At 66.0% G+C, this 18,896-nt stretch carries 16 protein-coding genes; 2 read left to right on the top strand and 14 right to left on the bottom strand.

Annotated elements, in window-relative coordinates:
- The first annotated feature begins 165 nt into the window (after nt 1-165).
- The gene (locus CH276_RS02630; RefSeq protein ID WP_141214650.1) at nt 166-1,419 is read left to right on the top strand and encodes a hypothetical protein; all 1,254 of its coding nucleotides are present in this window, start codon (nt 166-168) and stop codon (nt 1,417-1,419) included.
- Nucleotides 1,420-1,441: 22 nt separating this feature from the next.
- Here CH276_RS02630 and CH276_RS02625 read toward each other — a convergent pair whose 3' ends face one another.
- Together CH276_RS02625 and CH276_RS02620 are read right to left on the bottom strand one after the other, a co-directional pair.
- Nucleotides 1,442-2,185 carry an Abi family protein gene (locus CH276_RS02625; RefSeq protein WP_094629901.1) on the bottom strand — a complete coding sequence of 248 codons (744 nt, stop codon included), beginning with the start codon at nt 2,183-2,185 and terminating at the stop codon, nt 1,442-1,444.
- A 154-nt stretch (nt 2,186-2,339) separates the two neighbouring features.
- On the bottom strand, nt 2,340-3,128 hold the full coding sequence (locus CH276_RS02620) for an NBR1-Ig-like domain-containing protein (RefSeq protein WP_094629900.1): 789 nt from the start codon (nt 3,126-3,128) through the stop codon (nt 2,340-2,342).
- A 154-nt stretch (nt 3,129-3,282) separates the two neighbouring features.
- Between CH276_RS02620 and CH276_RS02615 the strand changes: the two genes are divergently transcribed.
- Nucleotides 3,283-3,711 carry a DUF2690 domain-containing protein gene (locus CH276_RS02615; RefSeq protein ID WP_141214649.1) on the top strand — a complete coding sequence of 143 codons (429 nt, stop codon included), beginning with the start codon at nt 3,283-3,285 and terminating at the stop codon, nt 3,709-3,711.
- Between the two features lie 516 nt (nt 3,712-4,227).
- Here the strand turns inward: CH276_RS02615 and CH276_RS02605 are convergent.
- The 12 genes from CH276_RS02605 to CH276_RS02550 all read right to left on the bottom strand — a co-directional run bounded on the left by CH276_RS02605 (nt 4,228) and on the right by CH276_RS02550 (nt 18,848).
- Nucleotides 4,228-4,833 carry a hypothetical protein gene (locus tag CH276_RS02605; protein WP_094629898.1) on the bottom strand — a complete coding sequence of 202 codons (606 nt, stop codon included), beginning with the start codon at nt 4,831-4,833 and terminating at the stop codon, nt 4,228-4,230.
- A gap of 4 nt (nt 4,834-4,837) precedes the next feature.
- Complete coding sequence (locus CH276_RS02600; RefSeq protein WP_249305507.1) at nt 4,838-6,610, bottom strand: type IV secretory system conjugative DNA transfer family protein; 1,773 nt, start codon at nt 6,608-6,610, stop codon at nt 4,838-4,840.
- Nucleotides 6,607-7,488 carry a hypothetical protein gene (locus CH276_RS02595; protein ID WP_094629897.1) on the bottom strand — a complete coding sequence of 294 codons (882 nt, stop codon included), beginning with the start codon at nt 7,486-7,488 and terminating at the stop codon, nt 6,607-6,609. Before CH276_RS02595 ends, CH276_RS02600 begins: the two co-directional genes overlap by 4 nt.
- Nucleotides 7,485-8,999: an ATP/GTP-binding protein gene (locus CH276_RS02590; protein ID WP_094629896.1), complete on the bottom strand. Its 1,515-nt coding sequence runs from the start codon at nt 8,997-8,999 to the stop codon at nt 7,485-7,487. Before CH276_RS02590 ends, CH276_RS02595 begins: the two co-directional genes overlap by 4 nt.
- Nucleotides 9,000-9,042: 43 nt before the next feature.
- Complete coding sequence (locus tag CH276_RS02585; RefSeq protein ID WP_094629895.1) at nt 9,043-10,617, bottom strand: hypothetical protein; 1,575 nt, start codon at nt 10,615-10,617, stop codon at nt 9,043-9,045.
- Between the two features lie 97 nt (nt 10,618-10,714).
- The gene (locus tag CH276_RS02580) at nt 10,715-12,982 is read right to left on the bottom strand and encodes a hypothetical protein (RefSeq protein WP_141214648.1); all 2,268 of its coding nucleotides are present in this window, start codon (nt 12,980-12,982) and stop codon (nt 10,715-10,717) included.
- 35 nt (nt 12,983-13,017) lie between these two features.
- Complete coding sequence (locus CH276_RS02575; RefSeq protein ID WP_094629893.1) at nt 13,018-13,758, bottom strand: hypothetical protein; 741 nt, start codon at nt 13,756-13,758, stop codon at nt 13,018-13,020.
- A gap of 55 nt (nt 13,759-13,813) precedes the next feature.
- Entirely contained in the window at nt 13,814-14,233 is a 420-nt protein-coding gene (locus tag CH276_RS02570; RefSeq protein WP_254924080.1) for a hypothetical protein, read from the bottom strand.
- Nucleotides 14,234-14,319: 86 nt separating this feature from the next.
- Complete coding sequence (locus tag CH276_RS02565; protein WP_141214647.1) at nt 14,320-15,762, bottom strand: MinD/ParA family ATP-binding protein; 1,443 nt, start codon at nt 15,760-15,762, stop codon at nt 14,320-14,322.
- 50 nt (nt 15,763-15,812) lie between these two features.
- Nucleotides 15,813-16,502 carry a hypothetical protein gene (locus CH276_RS02560; protein WP_094629890.1) on the bottom strand — a complete coding sequence of 230 codons (690 nt, stop codon included), beginning with the start codon at nt 16,500-16,502 and terminating at the stop codon, nt 15,813-15,815.
- Between the two features lie 55 nt (nt 16,503-16,557).
- A complete protein-coding gene (locus tag CH276_RS02555) occupies nt 16,558-17,220 on the bottom strand; it encodes a hypothetical protein (protein WP_094629889.1) in 663 nt (220 codons plus the stop codon).
- Nucleotides 17,217-18,848 (bottom strand): M23 family metallopeptidase, encoded by a 1,632-nt coding sequence (locus tag CH276_RS02550; protein ID WP_254924079.1) that lies wholly within the window; start codon nt 18,846-18,848, stop codon nt 17,217-17,219. Before CH276_RS02550 ends, CH276_RS02555 begins: the two co-directional genes overlap by 4 nt.
- Between the last annotated feature and the right edge of the window lie 48 nt (nt 18,849-18,896).

Below are 18,896 nucleotides of genomic sequence, written 5' to 3'. Positions count from 1 at the left end.
CTGTGGCGGGCTCTGGAGCTGCACGCACGCCGCTCGGAGTACCGTGGTGGCCGGTCACCGGGTCTAGGCTGGCCGGACATAGCCCCGTTACTCTTATCTACTTTAACGTTGCAATGTCCGGTTCCCGCAGCACCGGCTACATCGGTACTAATTCGAGGAGATCTGATGGTTGACATGGCGAAATCGGAGGATCTCGGCGAGCCCGAGAACAGCGACGTTACCGACACCGGGGAGCCGTCGGCAATCCCCAAACGGGTGTTCGCTCAAAAGTTCACCGCGGAGCAACAGGCGAAACTCGCGCGTCAGGAGCAGTACAACAAAGCAGTGTTCGAGGGATGGGAGGCGCGCAGGACCGCTCGTCGCGAGGCCCTGCTGGCTCGCAAGGACGCGGTGAAAGCAGCAACCAAGGAATACAGCCTGCTCGGCCTCGGCAGCCAATACGAAGACGTCAGGTTCGAGGACGTCAGAATCCGGACTCCGTTCGTCCGACTCGATCCGAAACGCCCTCTTCGCGCCCCCGGCGAGAAGTATGTTCGCTCAACAGATCTGGACACCCGACCTGCGTCCACCCGCTTGATCAACCGTAAGAACTCGGCACTGAGGGTTCTGATGTCGGCGATTTACGTAGCGCACCTCGAGTTCGAGGCCGGCAAGACGTTCGTCAACAAGCACCCCAACGTGTTCGGCGAACCGGAGCTCGCGGCGTGGTGGAAGCTTTGTGGTCTTCATGTCAAACCAACTTCACCTGCTCGAATCAATCGCGAACGAGGTCGGGCGCTGAACCGGGCGCTGTCCGTGCTGCACGATGTCGGGCTGGTGCACACCGGATCGGACCCGGTGGCGGGAAGGTTCAAGAACTGGATTCTGAACTCCGAGGCCGGAAACGGTCGACGGTACACAGTGCCGGCGGAAAGGCGCAGTCCCGAGACCGTGCGCGTACCGCGCGCATTTTTCGCCCGCGGCTGGCACCTCGTCCTCGAACCGGGCGAGATAGCCACCTTCCTGGCAATCGTCGAATTCACCCAGCGTATGGAGGGGCAGCCGCGCTCGTCGAAAAAAGACATCGGCGTGGCCCTCGGAGAAACGATTCGATGGGAACGCTATGGACTCAGCGAGGACACCTACCTGGAAGCGATCCATGCTCTGGACGAGTTCGGGCTGATCGATGTATTCGACCCGATGCCGAACCGCCGACGTGGAAAGTTGAATCCCTCGCGGAATCTGATTCCGGCAGGTGAAGAGTCCGACGAGCAAGTGCCCTACCGAGTGATCTATCCACCGCCGCCGGACTCGGTGACGGCACCCTTCGCAACCGATGCCGTCGACGTCGTCCTGAGTCGCCTTGCGTACCCCGTGCCGCTCTGGCTGGAGGATCTGCCGGTCGACGACCGCGTGGCCGAACGTTTGTTGGGGAAATGAGGAAGTCCAGAGGCGGTCCAGGTCATCTCCGGCGCATGTACGGCTTTGTTTCGAGGATCTGGTCGAGGGCGGACTGATCTCTCGCCCAGTCACGAAGGTTGTCGTCGAAGTAGCCGATCAGCGCGATGGCATTGTCGAACTTGTTCTTGATGAAATTGCCCGATTCGAAGCAGATGGGCTCGTGGTGGGCAATCCTGTTGCGCACCGTGTGCAGTGGGTTGACCACCTGACGCAGAAACGCCATGTCGTTGCTAGTTTTGCCGCGCGGCGCGTTGTCGAAGCCTCGCCTGATTCGAGTCCCGAACTTTATTTCCTTGTCTCCCGAAACCATGAACTTCCAGAACCCGAAGTCCACAGCAGCAATCACGTCATCCGCGCCGATGTCCGCGACTCTCTCGAACCCGCCTTTGCCCTTGCCGACCCGCTTCTTCAGCTTCCCGTACGCCTTGGACAGGTCCTCGAAGCAACTGCCCATTTCCGATGTACCCTCAGGGACTTCCAGCGCGTAAAAGACCCAATCGTCTTCCCTGCGCAGCTGCTCGTGCCGCTCGCTGAGCGAGATGTCGATCGCATGGCGAAGTGTCACCTCGGCGTGACAGATCACCTCCCACAACGCTGTGGACGCCTTGAGGTTCCATCGATACAGATCGAGCGCACCCTCGACCTTGCGGTGCCCCGCTGCGTCCAGGTATTTCTGCATCCGAGCGTGGGGCATCGACTCGAAGACGAAGTCCAGGTTCACCTCGCCTGCGGCCGTGCTTGTCACCCGTGCTCCTGCCTGCTAGCATTTCCGCCGAAGGCTGACGGATCATCGGTTATCTTAAAGGTGGTAATCGTCCGCAGTTGCGTGACCCTTGAACATACTCAACCCCGCCACTCTGTGGCGGGGTTGAGTTCTTTCGAACGGTGCAATTGGCGGTTCACAGTCCCCGAACGTCGCGTGACCCATCGGCGGCCGAGCGGGGAGTGAGTCCCTCTACGACCGTGATCGCCAACAAGACGCCTTCCGGGGTGGTGTTCGGGTAGTACAGGCGGCCGTGCGCGTCACTCATCTTGAAATTGGCTTGCGAGCTCCCGGGCAGCACGTGGGCTTTGCATTCCACTGCGATGTCGCAGAGTTCACCGGGTGCGGTGTCGGGGATCGGCGTGAGGCTGGGGGTTGCGACCTGGCTGGAACCGCCGAGAGGGCCCATCCGTTTGATGTAGCGGTCTTCCCAGTGGACCGATCCACCGTTTCGGACGCGCCAGATCTTCGTGAAGCGTTCGCCGGGAGCCATCAGTGTCCCGTCCGGAATCGTGATGTCGGCGACCCACAGAGACACATCCCCGGGCTCGAGGTGTAGATCCGCAGGCGTGAGCTCGGTCGACAGCGCTCCGGTCGTCGGGTCGTGGGAGCGGCCGATGCGGTCAGCGGTCTTTCGGTCCTTTTCCTCCTGGGCATCACGAAACAGAGACAGCAGCAAGCCGTTCCAGCCGAGAGCCTGATCGAGCGCCGTGGCCAACGCTGGGCTCGGACGCAGGATGCCGCGTTCGATCTGGCTGAGGCTTCCTGGTGTACACCCCACCCGCTCCGCGAGCTCGGTCTGCTTCAAGCCCGCGATCGCACGTCCCGATCGCACGTGATTGGCGAAGCGTCCGAGCGCATCGGTGGGTGGATCGAGCTTCTTCGGTGGCCGACCCCGCCCACGCGTGCTCTTACCCTCGTCCATGACGGTGCTCCCCCCTGGCGTCGCGCGAGTGCGCGAGGCGATCCATTAATTTAGCGGGTGCGTCATAAATATGTGCGGGTGCAGTCTTGTCCCACGGGATCGGAAACGGTGAAAAGCCTTTTGCCGACAGTGTTCTCGGGATGAGGAGAGTCCAGTGAAACTCAAGAGGAACATCGCAGCCCTGGCCATGGCAGGAGCTGCAGCCGGAGCCCTGACTGTCGGCGCGGCTGGTACGGCGCAGGCAGCCCCGAGCGGAGATCCGCTCTCGACCGGGTGCGCGAACGGTGCCCAGACGATCTGGGAGAACACGTATTTCGGCTCCGGAAAGGTCGAGGTTCGGTACAGCCCCAGTTGCGGTACGAACTGGGTCCGCGTCACGGGCGCCGCCGGCCGGCAGAGCGAAGCCGGCATTGCCTCGCAGGCTTCGGGTTGGCAGTGGTCACCCTCGTACGGCAACAGCCCGAACAGCTACTGGACGCCGATGGTGTACGCCCCGGGCAGTGCGTGCGTGACCTTCCGCGTGAAGATCGGCAACGCCAACGGCATCGGTCTGATGGACACCGGAAACAAGCAGCTCTGCTAGTCGTCCCAGTTCGCCGGCGAGCCCCACCACACCCAGTGTGGTGGGGCTCGTTCGGTGTGCAAGCCAGGGAAGAACGTTGGGTCTAGTTCTAGCGCAGCACGAACTGTTGGGAGAGGAACCAGAACGGTAGCAGTGCCGAGATGGTGTACCGGACTTCCACGAGAACGGGTCCGGGGCCAGCGCCATGTGCATATTCGGTGGTGAAGGTGCTCCCTGGGTGAAATTTTCCAGGCGGCACGGATACCCAGGAATTTGGGTACAAGGCGTCGGCGGGGATTGTGATGTGCTCGATGGTTCGGTAGGAGAACCGCCGAATGGGACGGGTGCCAACGACGTTGAATGTGAATGTCCTGATGGTTGTATCTTCGAGTGTCACCGATTCGCCGAGTGACTTCGATAGCAGGGGCATCGCAGAGACTTTACGTTGTACGGCCTTGACGCTGTGGGATGAGAGACGAGTGCCAGTCCGGACGTCCGCCGGACCGCGACTCGACACCCCTTGTTCCGGAATCGATCTCAAGGGGCAGGCTTGTAGGTCTCAGTGGCTTCGTCGTACTCCCACCGTGCGTCGTCGATGATGACGGCGGTGAAATCGTCGGCGGGATCTTCTGCGACAGCACTGTCGGTGTCGATCATGTCGATGACCTGCTCCATCGTCAGTTCCGATGGGGCCTCGGCGGGTGCGGCGTCGTGCTGGGTCGGCTCGATCGGTGAGTCGTCGCGCTCGTCGATGTCGGTGGCGATGAATTCGGCGAAGTCGCCGGCGACGGCCGGCGTCGGCGGGGTGAACCCGCACGAGTGGGGAGTGCACTGCTCGAAGTCGGTGATCGACTTCATCCGGTGCACCATCGGCCAGAGAACTTGGTAGTGCCACGCTGCGGGCCCACCGTGATAGGCGTTCTTGCCCTGTTGGTACGCCTCACGGCGGGCGAACATCGCTGCGGTCAGCTCTTCGACCACTGGGCCGTGTTTGAACCAGCACGGGGGAATGGTGCGGCCGAGCTCGTAGCGGTCGCGTAGCCATTCCACCCAGGTGCCGAGCTCGACCCACAGTCGGGCGGCGCTGTCCTTGTCGAGGTACGGCCAGTCGATCGCACCGGGGGTATACGCCGGGAGTGCCATGACGTCAGCTCTTCTCGTAACCGGTAGCGCAGTACTCGTCGAACGCCTTCTGATTGGCCTTCACGCGGGCGGCGAGCACGGGTACGTCCCAGACGGAGGGAACGTGCAGCTTGATCGGTTTGGCCTCCCGGTAGCGCAGTAGGGCTTGATCGGCGGGCATCCGGGCGATGTCGCTGCCGGCCATGACCGGGACCGACCGGGGCCCGGCCATCCGGGAGGCGCTCATGTATTCGTCACGCATTCCCAGGCCCTTCGAGATGGTCGCCAGCTCGTCGGCGTCGCCGAGGCCGGTCAGATACAGGCGAGTGGGGGAGTCGTTGGACAGTTGCTGGCCGGCGACGTGGCCCCAGCGTTGTTCGTTCTGCAGCCGGGAGTGCACTCCGGCCCAGATCTGGATTCCGCGGCCACCGGAGTCGGTGATGAGCGAGGGCATGTTCGGGATTGCTGCGACGTTGTTCATCTCGTCGAGCACCATGCGCAGCGGCGGGTCGATCTTGTCGTCGGGCTGGGTCAGGCCGTGGGTCTTCGCCACGTGATAGAGCTCGGCCGACAGAACGGTCGTCATCGCGGCCGCCGACGCACTGCCACCCTCGGAGATGAGATATACGGTGTTGCGGCCTTCGGTGATCAGGGAACGTAGATCCGCCGATTCGCTGAGCGGGACATTGAGCGAGCGCATCAGCTTCGGCGACGCCAACGGCTCGAGCAGGCGTGTGCAGGCACCGATCATGTCGTCGGAGGAATCGGCTTTCGATTCCAGCGCCTGACTCAGGTCGGCGTCCCAGTCCGGTAGATCCCTCGACAGAACCTCATGCACGGGCTTGACGTTGCGCGAGGCAGCCCACACCCGCAGTGTGACCAGATCCTTGTCCAATACCGCTGCGGCATACAGGTAGCCGCGCATGAGCATCGCGGCTTTGCCGTTCCAGTAGCTCGAATTCGAGGTGCCGTCCATCGGCATGGCCTGCACCAACGCCGCGGCCCGCCGCATGGCCACCTCGGGGTCGTCGCAGCCGTCGAGAATCGACCACTGCATCTTGTTCGGATACACCGTCAGCCCGTCCGGATCGAACACCTCGACCCTGCCCACAGCCGCGCGCTCGGCCCACGTCGCGCGCAGAAGGTCACCGCGGGTCGAGGTGGCCACCACCGGCCCGATCGCCTCGACGACCGCCTTGTAGAACATGCGCCAGGTCTTACCGGATCCGGTGGGGCCTTCGACCAGCACACCGTCTCGGTACTGCAGAAACACCCCTTGTTTCTTGTCGTCGTACAGCGTGCCGATGCGCGTGGTCTCCGCTGCTGCCTCGATCCGGCGGACCGGGACGTCGGAGAGTGAGAGCCGGGTGGCCTTGGCCTTCTTCACCGCGCTTTTCTCGTCGATCCCGACAGTTGCGAGCGCGGCCCGATCGGCGAATCCGTTCGCCCGCACCCGCCGAGATGCTTTGCGGGCCATGTTCTTCGCCGAGACGATAGCTCCGAGCAGGATGCATGCGGCCGCGATGATGCCGATGCACAGCCAGGTCAGGATCGGGCCGCCCGGCTGAGCACCTACCGGCCACGCCGACGCGGGGTCGGATGGGTTGCTGAACAGGCCTACCACCACGGGGATCACCCCGTAGATGCCGGCGGGAAGTGCAGGGCCGGTGCCGGCGACGAGACCGGACAGGTAGCCGCCGCCGACCACGGAGACGAATGCACCGGCGACGAAACCGACGACGGGGCCGGTGCCGTAGGGAAGTACCGGGGGAGTGGGGCGAAGTTCTGGTGTGCTCATCGGGGGCGGTCCTCGCTGGAGTCGGGCCGTGGAGCAGGCGCGGGAAGGTATCTGCGGACCACGTCGCTGCCGGCGACGGGAGTGGGCGAGGGTGTCGATCGTCGATGGAGTACGGCCGAGCAGAGGGTGTCGAGCTCGCCGTCGAGGCGCGTGATCGCCGCGATGTCTCGTCGCGGGTCCAGTGCGGCGATGTTGGCGCGCAGTTCGCCGATGCGGGTGTAGCGGGCGACCGCGGCGCGGTCAACGTCGCTGATGTCGGCGCTGTGGTGGACCTGGATGCAGCCCCGTTCGGTCGCTGGTGCGATGTCGCCGCCGAACCGATACGCCAGGACCCCGGCCACCCGCTCCGCGTCGTCGCTGCCGTAGAACCCTATCGATGTTCTGCTGTGCGGCAACGGGTCCGGCCTGATGCTGCACAGGCGGACCTCCACCTTGTCGGGGTCGTCGACCCGTGATGGATGCACCGGCGAAGCGACGGCGTTGCTCAGCGTGGAGATCTCGGCCGTCAGAGCAGCGGGCAGCGGCAACCTCGCCCGCCTCACCCCAAGACTGTATTCGTCGAGAATCGCTAAAGCGCAGGCTGTCTCGGCTACCGAGCCCGTCACGGACACCTCGTCCCACGCGCAGAACATGCCCTCCGATGCCGAATCGACTGACGCTGTATCGCACTCGAAGACGGTGAAGTCGAGTGAGACCAGCGTGGCCCAGGATTGTGCGGCGTGCGTCAGGGCGAATGCCGTTGCTGCCGAACGAGACCGGAACAGTCGACCTACGGCGGTACTGCCCGCCACATCGAGGGTCGTCACGTCCACACCCGCCAGAGTCGAACGGTCGGCCGTAGGGTGCGAGAGCGCTGCGCTGCGTGAGTGGTCGGTCATGCTGCTGCTCCTTTGATCACTTCGTCGGTGTCGGTGAGTGCGATTTCCAGATCCGAGCGCACGTGTTCCATCAGGATCGGGTCGGCGTTGCCGTATTTGACCAGGCAGTGGCCCTTGGCGAGGGACATGATGATTTCGGTCGACCCCGGCGGCAGGTGGTACATGCGGGCGGTTTCTTCGGCGTCCTCGACCCGGTCCTGCCCGTAGAGGAAGACGATGCCGGCCTCTTTCATCAGCGCCCGCGCCGGCGAATCGACCGGCAGGTCGGAGATGTGGTGGAACGCCGAGACGGTCGACAGTCCCAGACCGCGCGAGAGCTTCATGTTCTCGCGGAAGACCTTTCCGGTGGAGCCGTCGGCGACGTGCCAGCCTTCCTCGACCAGCAGCAGGGTCTGCATGTGCCGGGCGGACCGGGAGGCGAGCACGTTCGCCAACCAGGTGTTGATCACGGTCATGATCACCCGCAGGGCCGGACCCTTGTTCGGCAACGCCGACACGTCGAAGTGCACGAACGGGTGATCGAGAGCCGCGCGGACCTCCGGTGAGGTCGCGCCGTCGACGAGGCCCTTGAGATCGCCCAAGCACAGCTCCCGCAGCGCCAGACCGGGATTGAGGCCCCAACGCCGCGATTCCTGCGCCCACTGATCACCGAACGCTGCGCCGCTGCCGGCGGAGGGGCCCAGGAGCTCGTCGGCGAGTTCCATCAGGATCGGTTCGCGGTTCTCCCGGGCTGCGCGGTCGTTGACCACTTGCAGAGCGAGCCCGAGTGCGGCTTTCTCGGTCTCGACCAGGGGGCGGCCCATCGTGTCCTCGATGACTGCCCCGACGAGTGCTTCCTGGCCGGCCGGGGCGACTCCGTCGGTGCGTTCGACGCCGGTGGCGATCGCGGGGTCGAGCAGGTTGATGCGCATTCCCGTTGTGCCGGTGCGGAATCGGATCGAACCAGCGCCCACAGCATCCGCGATTCCGCTGTATTCGCCGCCCTTGTTGCCCTGGCGTTTCTTGTCGATCACCACCACCTGCCGGTTCGGGAGTGCGAGTTGGCGCAGGCACATCGCGGTCTTGATGAGCGAGGACTTGGCCTTGCCGATGTCGCCGATGACGGCGATGTTGATGTTCTCGATTTCCGACCCGTAGAGAGCGTAGGGGTCGGTGATCACTCCGGATTGGCTGATCTTGTTCAGCCCGGTCAGCAGGCCCTCGTGACGCACCGAGCGGCGCATCGTGGCCAGGTTCAGCGCTTCGCCCTGCCGGGTGGTCGTCCACGCGCCCTCGACGCGGATCTCGTACCAGCCCCATCGGTCGAGCCACTTCTTCCGCGTCGGCGGGTGCCGACGGGTGGTGATCATGCCGGCGGACTGTGCCGCGGCGAGAGTGGCGGCCGTGTCGGCCTGCGCGGCCAGATCGGGGCCGGTGCGCTTGCTTCGCCGGGTCAGCGAGAAACGGCGGGCGGTGCGCGGTGTGGCGGCGTGGCCACGGCGTCGGTCCTGCTTGTTGTCGGTACTGGTCATCGTCTCTCGCCTCGTTCTGTGGTCGGCGGACTCTGGGTTCGGTTCATCGGGAGCGGGTCCATTTGGTGGCCGCGAGTCCGCGGCCGAGGGGCAAGGTGACGAATGCGGCGACGTCGTGGCGGTTGTCCTGCCATTCGATCTCGCCGATACCGCAGTCGTCGGCGGCCTGTTCGACGCGTGTGCACGCCCGCAGGGCGTCGTCTTCGTCGTGGCCGGTGACCGAGACGGCGAGGGTGTAGATCATTCCGTGGTGCCCGGTTCCGGGCATGAGATCTTCACGGCGACGGGAGGATTCGCTGATCGCGACCTCCGATGCACCGTCGGTGATTTTCCCCTTGCGCTCTTCGGTGATCTGACGGGCCTTGTCCTGGGTGACGTCCTTCTTGGTTGCAGCGCGGGCCTTGGATGCCTCGACGAAGTCCATTCGCGCGGTCACCGTCCGGATGGTCGGTGCTGCGGGGATCTCGTCGTCGCCGGCATCGGGTTCGACTCCGGTGAGCAGGGTCGCCAGCCACAGCGGGCCGACTTCGACCGGTTCGATGGCGCGGGTGGGGATGATGCCGACTCGGGTGTGCCATGTGCCGGCGACCTCGACCGATTCGTCCCGTCCGACGTAGGAGGGCCAGCAGTTGTCCCACCGGACGCCCCTGTGGGCGTCGAGGGGGTAGCTGGGGTCCTGGAATGCCCGCAGGACCGCGCAGGCGCGCTGTTCGCCGTAGACCTCCACGCGCCCCATTCCGGCACGCTCGAGGGCGCTGACGGCGCGGGCGGTGTCATCGCGGATGACCTGGGCGATACCGCCGACCAGCGGGGCGTCCTTGCGGCGGGCGATCCGCGCGGCTTCGGCGAGGAACGCGGCCGACTTCGGGAAGATCAGCACCGCGTAGGAGCGGTGCTCTTCGGAGTACGGGCTCATCCGGTCGATCAACTGTCCGTAGGACCGGATCGCCGGAACCACGGCCAGGTCGGGGTCGCCGGCCGCTATTTGTTCGGTGACCCAGTTCTCGTGCGGGACCATGTCGGCCGGGACGCTGCGGTGCAGCAGTTCCAGGCCGCGGACGAACGAGGACCGTTTGGCGAATCCGGCGAGCACTCGCCCGAACGCCGCCGAGGTGACCGCCCACGCATCGTCGCCGCGCAGGCCTTCGGCCAGGCCCTGTTTCGCGATGAGAACGGAGTAGTAGTCGTTGTCGCCCGGGGTGCGGTGTTCGAGGATGAACATGTCGTCGAGGCCCGTTCCGGCCAGGTCGACCGGCTCGGTGCGGTACAGCGGAACCGGGATCGTCCACCCCGGATCGAGGGCGGGGTCGCCGTAGTGCGGATCGGTCGGTGAGACCCAGACGTGCTCGCCTCTCTTGCGGCGCTGCCTGTTGCGGATCGCTTTGACCTTGCGGGCTGCGTAGGACTCGTGCAGGCCGAAATCGAGTGTCGCGCACAGGACGCCGCCGATCAGGATGGCGTCGATCGCCAACGTCCACGTCGACTGCCCGACCATGAACAGCAGATACAGGGCCACCACCAGCGTGGCTGCCCATGCGGCGACGACCGGCTCGGGGAACGGGAGCACTCCCCGGCGCGCGGTCTGACGGCCGAGAATCGCCGACCGTGGCCCGCTCACCGCCGCGCCCCCCGCCGGGCAGTCGGCGTTGGGTGCGGACCGAACCAGCCGATGTCAGTCGTGGCGGTCATGGTCTCTCCGTTCGTGTTGTGGGACATCAGTTGTCGCTGTCGGGGTGTTCGGGGGCGCTCTGCGCGGCCGCTCCGGCTTTGTTCATCGCGGCCCCGGCCGAGGCGAGGGCGATCGGAGCGACGACAGTCGCGGCGCCCGCCGCCATTCCTGCTGTCTTTCCGGCGGCGGCGAGCAGCCTCGATTCCGAGCCACCTGCTTTCGCGCCGCCGTGGCCACCGCTCTTACCCGGTAGACCGCCGGATCTCGATGCGGTCTGGCCGCTCTGCTGACCGGCATGGGTGCTCGATGCCGACGAGCCACCACCCGGCCGGGAACCACCGCCACCGCCGCTACCGCCGCTACCGACGCGGCCGGGTGCATCGGCGACACCGGCATTGCGCGAGGCCGCGCTCCCGCCGCCCCCGGTTCCTCCACCGCCGCCGCCGGCGCGCATCTGATACATCCCCGCGCTCGATCCGATCATCTGACCCGTGGCCGACCCGCTACTGCCGAAGTCGGCGGAATCGGAGGCGCTCGGCAGGATCGGAGACCACTTGAGCAGCGCGAACGGGGCCAGTCCGACCATCACCAGGCACACGGCGATCGAGCCGAGGTCCCCGAGGGATTCGAGCTCGCCGTCGTCCGCGACCGCGCCGGCCGCGGAGATGTTGATGGCCGCGAAGATCGCGGCGAGGATGACGAACAGCAGAGGCTTGGACAACACGATGCCCAGGAACACCATCACTGGGCGGAGGGCCTTCTTGCGCCAGGTCGGATGCACCCACATGCCGAAGGCGATCGCCGAGACCACGCCCAGGATCGGCAGGGCGTTCGCGTGCATCAAGAACCCGAAGAACAGCGACAACGCGCCGAGGAACATCAGCCCGAACCCGACGATGGCACCGACGGCACCGCCGATCAGGGTGGTGTCGGTCAACGGGCCCAGGACCGAGGAGATGTTGTCGACCACTTCGTCGGTGGAGCTGCCGAGCAGTGAGACCAGACTGACCGAGAGCTCGTGTGCGAGCGAGATCAACAGCTGCGCGAACGATGGCGCGAACAGCATCATCATCACCCCGGCCGGGGCGTAGGCGAACAGGTCTTTGGCCAGCTCCATACCGGGTCTGCTGCCGTCGGAGGATTTGTAGATCGCCAGCAGCACCATCAGCGCCATGACGAAGATGCCCAGACCCGTCGACATCGCGTAGACCTTGAGAAATTCGGGGTCGGTGGGGTTGAACTCCCCGACACCGGCGAGCCCGTGCAGGACCGATGTGGTGGTGCCGACGGCGGCGCTCTTGAGCTTGTTCGCCCAGGAGTCGATGACGTCGGAGGGGTCTTTGACGAAGGCGACGATGTCGCCGACCGCGCCGACGGTGTTGTCCCACACCCAGGAGAACCCGTCGACGTACATTTTGCCGACCTTGTACTGCGGGGTCGCCTTGAACGCCGACTCGAGGGTCTCGCTCAGGCGGTCACTGAAGCTGGTGTTCTGATCGATCCAGTTCATGGTGCCGCCGAACAGTTTTCCGACCCTGGTGTTCCACTGCCCACACGCGATCTGGTCCTGGCCGGGGGTGGACTTGTCGCAGTTGACGAACATTGCGTGCATGCACAGCGATCCGGGCACTCCGTCGGCGCACGCGTCGGTCCAGGCCTGCGCGGGAACCTGGTCGGCGTTGGGTTGTGCTTTCATCTCGGCGAGCGAGGCCGCATCGGGAGTCGAAGCCCACTCGAAGCCCCAGGTGCTCGAGGTCTTGGTTGTCCACCGGGCGAGATCCTGTGCGCAGGTCGGGGCGGGGGGCTGCATGGCGGCATCGCCGGCGGGATAGACCGGCGGGTAGAACGATTCGAGCACCGCATCGTCGGTGATGGACAGCGCGGCCTTGCGGTTCTGCTCGACCCCGAGATCGACACCGGTGGTCTGCGAGCCGACCGCGCCGGCATCGATGAGGACACCGATCAGGACCGGGTCCTTGCGCACGGACACCGCGGCGGTCCACCGCGCGATGCGGTCGTTCTCGGTGGCCGTCCAGTACAGCAGGCGGCCTTCGTTGCTCATCACCGATCCGACGTACTGGCCCATGTCGCCGCCCTTGTCCTTGCAGGGCCCGGTGAACCACGGTGCTGCTTTGAATTCGTCGGTACCTGCGATGTATTTGCGGAGATCCGCAGGAAAGGTCTCGGGCAGCTTCTTCGCCGTCGTGGTCGCGGTCGATCCGCCACCGGGAACCGGTGCCGGAACAGCCTCGGGCTGCGCGGCCGCGGGCCACGCGAACCCGACGGCCGCGATGACCGCCACCGCGATCGTCAACAGAATCCTTCGCCACATCGCAGGCCGACCCCTCATCAGTTGACGTAGAAGGTGTAGAAGCCGCCAGCTCCACGCTTGGACAGCGGCGAATCGGCGGCCGGGAACTGAGCCTGCTCGGCAGTCGGGCCGGTCTGGAACTTCCAGTCCTGGGCCTTCCAGTCGTCGTTCTCCCACACCATCGTTACGGTGCTGGTGGAGTAGACGGTGAGGATGCCGACCTTGTCGCTCCCGTCGCTGACCGGGGTCTGACCGATCCCCATTCCCCATTCGGATACGACGGCCTTGTCCTGTGAGAACTCGGTGACCGTGACGATGAGGGGGACGTTGTTGACCGTGCTTCCGGTGTCCTCCCGGTCACTCGAGATGTCGATGACCTCCGTCAGCGCCGGGGTCGGCGTCGACGCGACCGCTACCTCGCGCAGTCGCTTGGCATCGATGCGGCCCTCGTAGGTCTGGCCGTTGGCCTGGATGAAGTTCACTGCGGCGGTCTGGGCGCCCTCTTGGTCGCGGGTGTAGCCGGCAGGGACGCCGTCGATGGTGGTGGTCGGGCCGTGCGCGGCGCGGATCGCATCGGGTCCGTCATCGGTGGAGCTCTCGCTCTCCCCGGATGTCAACACGACCACGGCAATCACGACGACGAACGCCACGGCGGCGGCGATCATCGCCAGCACCCACTTGGGCAGCCCGAACAGGCCCGATCCCGGCGAGCCGGACGCAGATCCCGTCGCGCTGGTGGTCGAGCCGGTACTGCCGACTGCGGAGAAATCTCGTGCCATGTCAGTTCTTCTTTCTCATCGAATAGGGTTGAGCCGGAACATCGTTGGTGACAGGTCAGCCGGGATTGGCGACGAACATGATCGCGCCGACGATGACGCCGCCGATCGCCAGAGCGCCGACCGCGACCCCGGCGACCTTCGCCTCGCCCATCGAGTCGCTCATCTCCTGGCCGTAACCGCCGGCTTTCGCGGCGCGCATCTTGTACAGCGCGGCAAGCAGTTTCACCGATGCACCGGCGAGCAGAACACCCCAGATCGAGGCAGCGACCCGCGCCCACACGTTCTGGAAGGCCGGGCCGAGAAACTCGAACGACGGCCTGATCCCGCCGATCGGGTTGAAGTTGGAGTCCTGGGCGGAGGCGGGGCCGGCGAAGACGACCGCGAGGGTGAGTGCGGCGGCGGTCATCGCCGCGGCCTTCCCTGCGCGACGAGCGAGGGTGCGGCCCCGGGTCGGGGTGGGAGGGGGTGTGGTCATCGGTGGCGTCCTTTCACTGCAAACAGTCAGTGGGGCAACAGAGTCGGGTGGGGCAACGGGGTCGGGTGGGGCGACGGGTTCGGTGGTCATCGGAACGGGTCCTCTCGGGGTGGTTGGTCTCGGGGTGGGACGGCTCGCGGCCGCCACTGCTCGCGGGGTGGGTGCCGGTCGTAGTCCTCGCCGTCGTCGTAGCTCTGCGGAGCGGGCTGCGGTATCGAGTGCGGGGGTATCGAGTACGGGCGACGTGCCGGTCGGCGTTCGGCCTGCGAGGGGCGCGTGAACTCCTGTGGGGCGTACGCATCGGCGTATTCGGCGGTCCGCTCATATGCGCGATCGGCGAGCCTGTCGGCGATTTCCGCTGCCACGTTGGTGTACGCCTCGACGGTGGCTCGGTTCAGCTCGTGATAGTGGATTCGCTCGCCGCTGGCGAACTTCGGCTCGTACGGCATCCGCATGATGCGTCCGACCCCGCCGATGGCCTCGAACTCCTTCTCGAGCCAGCCTTCGAGCCGCAGTGCGGTATCGACGGAGTCCTTGTCGCCGGGCAGGACGACGGTCAGGATCAGCGCCGATCGCACCAGGTGCTCGTAGCCGCGGGCGATGATGCCGTCGAGCATGTTCATCGTCAGGATCGCCATGTCGCGGCGCAGCGGAAGCGGGATGACCAGGATGTCGGAATGCTGCACGGCCCACTGCCAATTGCTGGCGGTGGCGTTGTTACCGGTGTCGACGATGATCAGGTCACGGTGACGGCGCAGCACAGCCATGAGCGCGGCGCATTCGTCCCACCCGATACCGCTCTGGCGGCTCGTCGAGCTGTCGGAGGCCAGGACCTCGTCGTGGGTGGGCTGCAGGCGCAGGTAGTGACCCAGGGTGCCCGAGACCGCGTCGGCGGAGGCCAGCGCGCGGGCGTTCTCGAGGATGTCCCACGGTCCGAGTTCGGGATCGGTGGTGCGGTCCGCGCGATGGCCGAGAGTTCCGGAGTTCTCGCACGCATCCCAGGCGACGACTCCCCGGCCGCGGTGAGTGCCGAAGGTGTTCGCCAGCGCGGTGGTGGTGGAAGTCTTGCCGGCGTCGCCCTTGAGGCCGATGACCGAGACGACCATGCATCCCGGGAGCGGCTGCTGGACCCGTCGCACCGACTGCCGGAACCGGGCTTCGGCGGAATCGGGTAGAGGTGGCCGGGTCAATCCCAACGCGGCGTTGACCCGGCCGCGTAGTCCCCACAGGGCGGGGCGCTTGTCGAGATCGGCGGTCTCGGAGTCGAAGTCGCGGCCGCCGTACTCGGCAGGGACGTCGATAACAGGTTCTTCGTTGGCGGCCAACGCATCCTGACCCACTTGGTAGGGGTCGGCGAACACCTCGTCGCCCGTGAGCTCGGTGGCCTGCGGCTCGCCGTCATCGTCGGTGGGTTCGGGGGCGGCAGGCTCGGGGTCGCTCTGGCGGCGCAGGCGTTGCTTGCGGAGGTCGACGGCGGTTTCGGCTTCGTAGTTCTCGCGGTGCTCGCTGTACGGGTCAGGAATGCTCATCGGAGTTCCTTTCGGGGAAGTGGTGGTTCCGGGGTCGTCGTCGAGTTCGGTCATTGCTCGTCTGGTGCCTGCTCGTCTGGTGCCTGGTCGTCGGTCTCCTCGTCGTCGACGAACAGATCGGAGAGTCGAATCGCCTGCCACGCTTGAAAACCGGGCTCCTCGCACCACTGTGCGGCGGGGTTGTCGTCGGTGATATCGATCTCGAGGGACACCCCGTGTTTGGCGGCGACGCCGGCCAGAGCGGTCCCGTCGATGTTGGGGTTGCTGATGTGCAGCAACAGTCGCACCGCCGGGACGTCTGCCTCCTCGCGTGCTTTGCCGGCCAGGAATATGGCCTTGCCGGCGGCCGAGTCGTCGGCGGAGTCCTGGTTACCTTTCTTGAACACCGCGTCGTTGCGGTGAAACGTTCCGTACCAGGCGGCGTCGTCGACGGGGCCGACAACGGCGAAGCTGCCGCGTTCGTCACCTGCTGCGAACAGTTCGACCAGCGGTGCCGATGCGGCCGATGCGGCGATGGCGTCTCTGCGTTCGATGGCTTCGCGGTTTCGCAAACTGTCGTAGTCGAGGTCGAGTTGCTTGAGCAGTTCTCGTTTGACTTTCGGCCACATCGTTCGTGAGAGAAGGTCGTTCGTCTTCGCCCACGCCCGTAGTGCAGCGGAGTCGCTGGTGCGCAGATCGTCGGCTGCCCCGCGTACGGCTGCGGCTGCGGCTTCCCATTCGGTGGCGGCGGATGTGGTCATGGCGTGTCCTTTTCTCGGGCGGTGAAAAGCGGGTGGTGAACAGGGGCGAGGCGGGTCAGCGTTCGGAGATCTTCTCGACCTCCCACCGGTCGCCGGATGCGTTGCGCAGCTGTACGTTCGCCCCGACCTTGCGGGTGCCGACGACTTCGCCGTCGGGTGTGCGGGCGGTCTGGGTGATCTCGAAGACCCGGTAGGCCTCGGTAGGGGTTTCCTCGGGTACCGATGCTGTCGAGGGGTCGACCTCGACGGCGACCACCGCGCGCTCTGCGGCCCATTCGAGCCACTGGCCACCCGGCCCGGATACCGCTGAGGTGGCGGTGATCGAGTCGGCGAAACGGTCCGTGAGCAGCGGGGTCGATCGCTGCGCGGCGTCGTTGGGTCCGGTGTCGGTGTTGGTGTTCCAGCCGAACCACACCGTTAGGGCGGCGCGGGCGACAGCGTCGGGACTGGTGAAGTCCACTCCCGCTGCTTCGGGCGGCAACGATGCCGCCGGCGGGCGAGGCGACGTCGGAGCGGCCGGCGACGTCGTCGGGCTCTCGCCGGGGTTCCACTGTTGTGCTGGCGCTGCTGCCGTCGTCGACGTCGCTACGGCGCTCTCACCGGACGACCCGCATCCGGTGAGTACCAGGACAGCGGCGACGGCGACCAGTAGTGGTCCGCGGGCCGAGAGAGCATTGCGTCGAGGGTTCATGTCCTGGTTCTCCTGGTGGGTTCTCATGCGGCGACAGCGGTGTCGGCGGCGAAGGCGGATGCTGCTCGCTGGGGAATGTTGCGGACGTAGGCGAGGGTTTCGGCGTTCTGGCAGACCTGGCCCTGGCCGAGCGTTGCGCCGGGCCCGCAGTTGTACATCGAGAGGTAGAGCTCGGTCAGGTCGCCGGTGAGCGCTCCGGATGCGAGTCCGTCTGCTGCGATCGCCGCGAGCTCGCAGTCGTAGGCGGCTTGGGTCATCACTGCATCGGGGATGCTGCGGGTGTCCTTGGTGCCGTCTCCGTCTCCGTCGACCGCTTTCGCGGCCCATGTGCCGGGGATGAACTGGGTCGGTCCGTCCGCTCCGGAACCGGCGTTGTGGGCGTCGACGTCGAACTTGGACTCGTTCTCGATCTGTGCGGCGATGATCGGGGCGCTGACCTGTGGGCACGTCGCGGCGGCCTTGACGATCCACGGCTCGAACTCTGGTGGTGTCGAACCGGGTTTGAGTAGCCCTCCGCCGGATCTGGGGGTCGGAACTCCGGCGCAGGGACCGGACGGGGCCGCGGATGCTCCTGCGCCGCCGGGGGCTGGGCCGTAGAGCTGGCCGGGCGCGGGGTATCCGTGTCCGATGGTGGTGACGTGGACGTGGTCGAAGTGGTTCTGGGTGGGAGATCCCCGGTCTTCCATCAGGTTGCCCTCGCCGGATGCGGGACGGTACTGCTGACGCCAGATGATGTATTCGACCTGGAAGAGGTCTTTGTTCGCCATGACGTAATCGGCGATGCGATCGCCCAACGCGATGCCCTCGGGTGAGTCGAAGGCCGGAATCATGATGTCGGCGGCGCGGCCGGACGGGTGATCGTCGTAGCTGTCGACCGGACGCCACCCACCGATGGTGTCGACCTCCGGGAAGGTCGCCGCGACGGCACGGGCGATGCGCACGGTGTCGACCTGCCAGTGCTCCTCCGAGCCCTTGTCGGCAGGTAGTGGGGCCATCTCGCCGCCCGCTGTCAGCGGCGTCGTTGCGGCCGCGAGCTGTACCGGCGCGGGGGGCGGTGTGGCGTCGCTGCCGGTGGCGGGCGCGCCGTGCTGATCGAGCCACGGGACCGGGTCGATCGCCTTACCGCCGGAGAGGCGACCGCCGGGGACGACCTCGAAATGCAGGTGTGCGCCGGTGGATTCGCCGGCGTTGCCGATGTTGCCGATGTGTTGGCCGGCGGTGACGGTGTCGCCTGTTTTGACCAACACGCCGTCGTCGAACATGTGGCCGTAGACGGTGGAGAGCTTGCTGCCGTCGATCTCGGTGTCGACGATGATCCAGTTGCCGAATCCGCTGGCCGGTCCAGCGGCGACGACCACGCCGTCGGTGGCCGCGAGTATCGGGGTGCCGACGGGCCCGGCGAAGTCGACGCCTTCATGCATGGTTCCCCACCGGGGACCGAAGCCGGACGTGAGCTGGTACTGCCCGGCAGGGACCGGCACCGTCACCGACCCGGTGGCGGCCGGGGTCTGCGAGCGGGTCGGGATGCAGTCGGCCGCAGTCGGTTTCGGGTTGTCGCTGCCCATCACCACTGCGCCGACCAGCATGACCAGGGCCGCGAGAACCGCGGCCCCGGCCTTCATGCCGGTCTTGGTGGAGCTGGACTGCGTGCCCATTGCCGAATGTCCTTCATCTGGTGGTGAAAGTGCGAAGTACTTGCGGTG

The sequence above is a fragment of the Rhodococcus sp. 06-470-2 genome, assembly GCF_002258235.1.
Classification (GTDB): Bacteria; Actinomycetota; Actinomycetes; order Mycobacteriales; family Mycobacteriaceae; genus Rhodococcoides.
The sequence above is the reverse complement of the archived record's forward strand: the minus strand, read 5'-3'. Positions and strand labels throughout refer to the sequence as shown.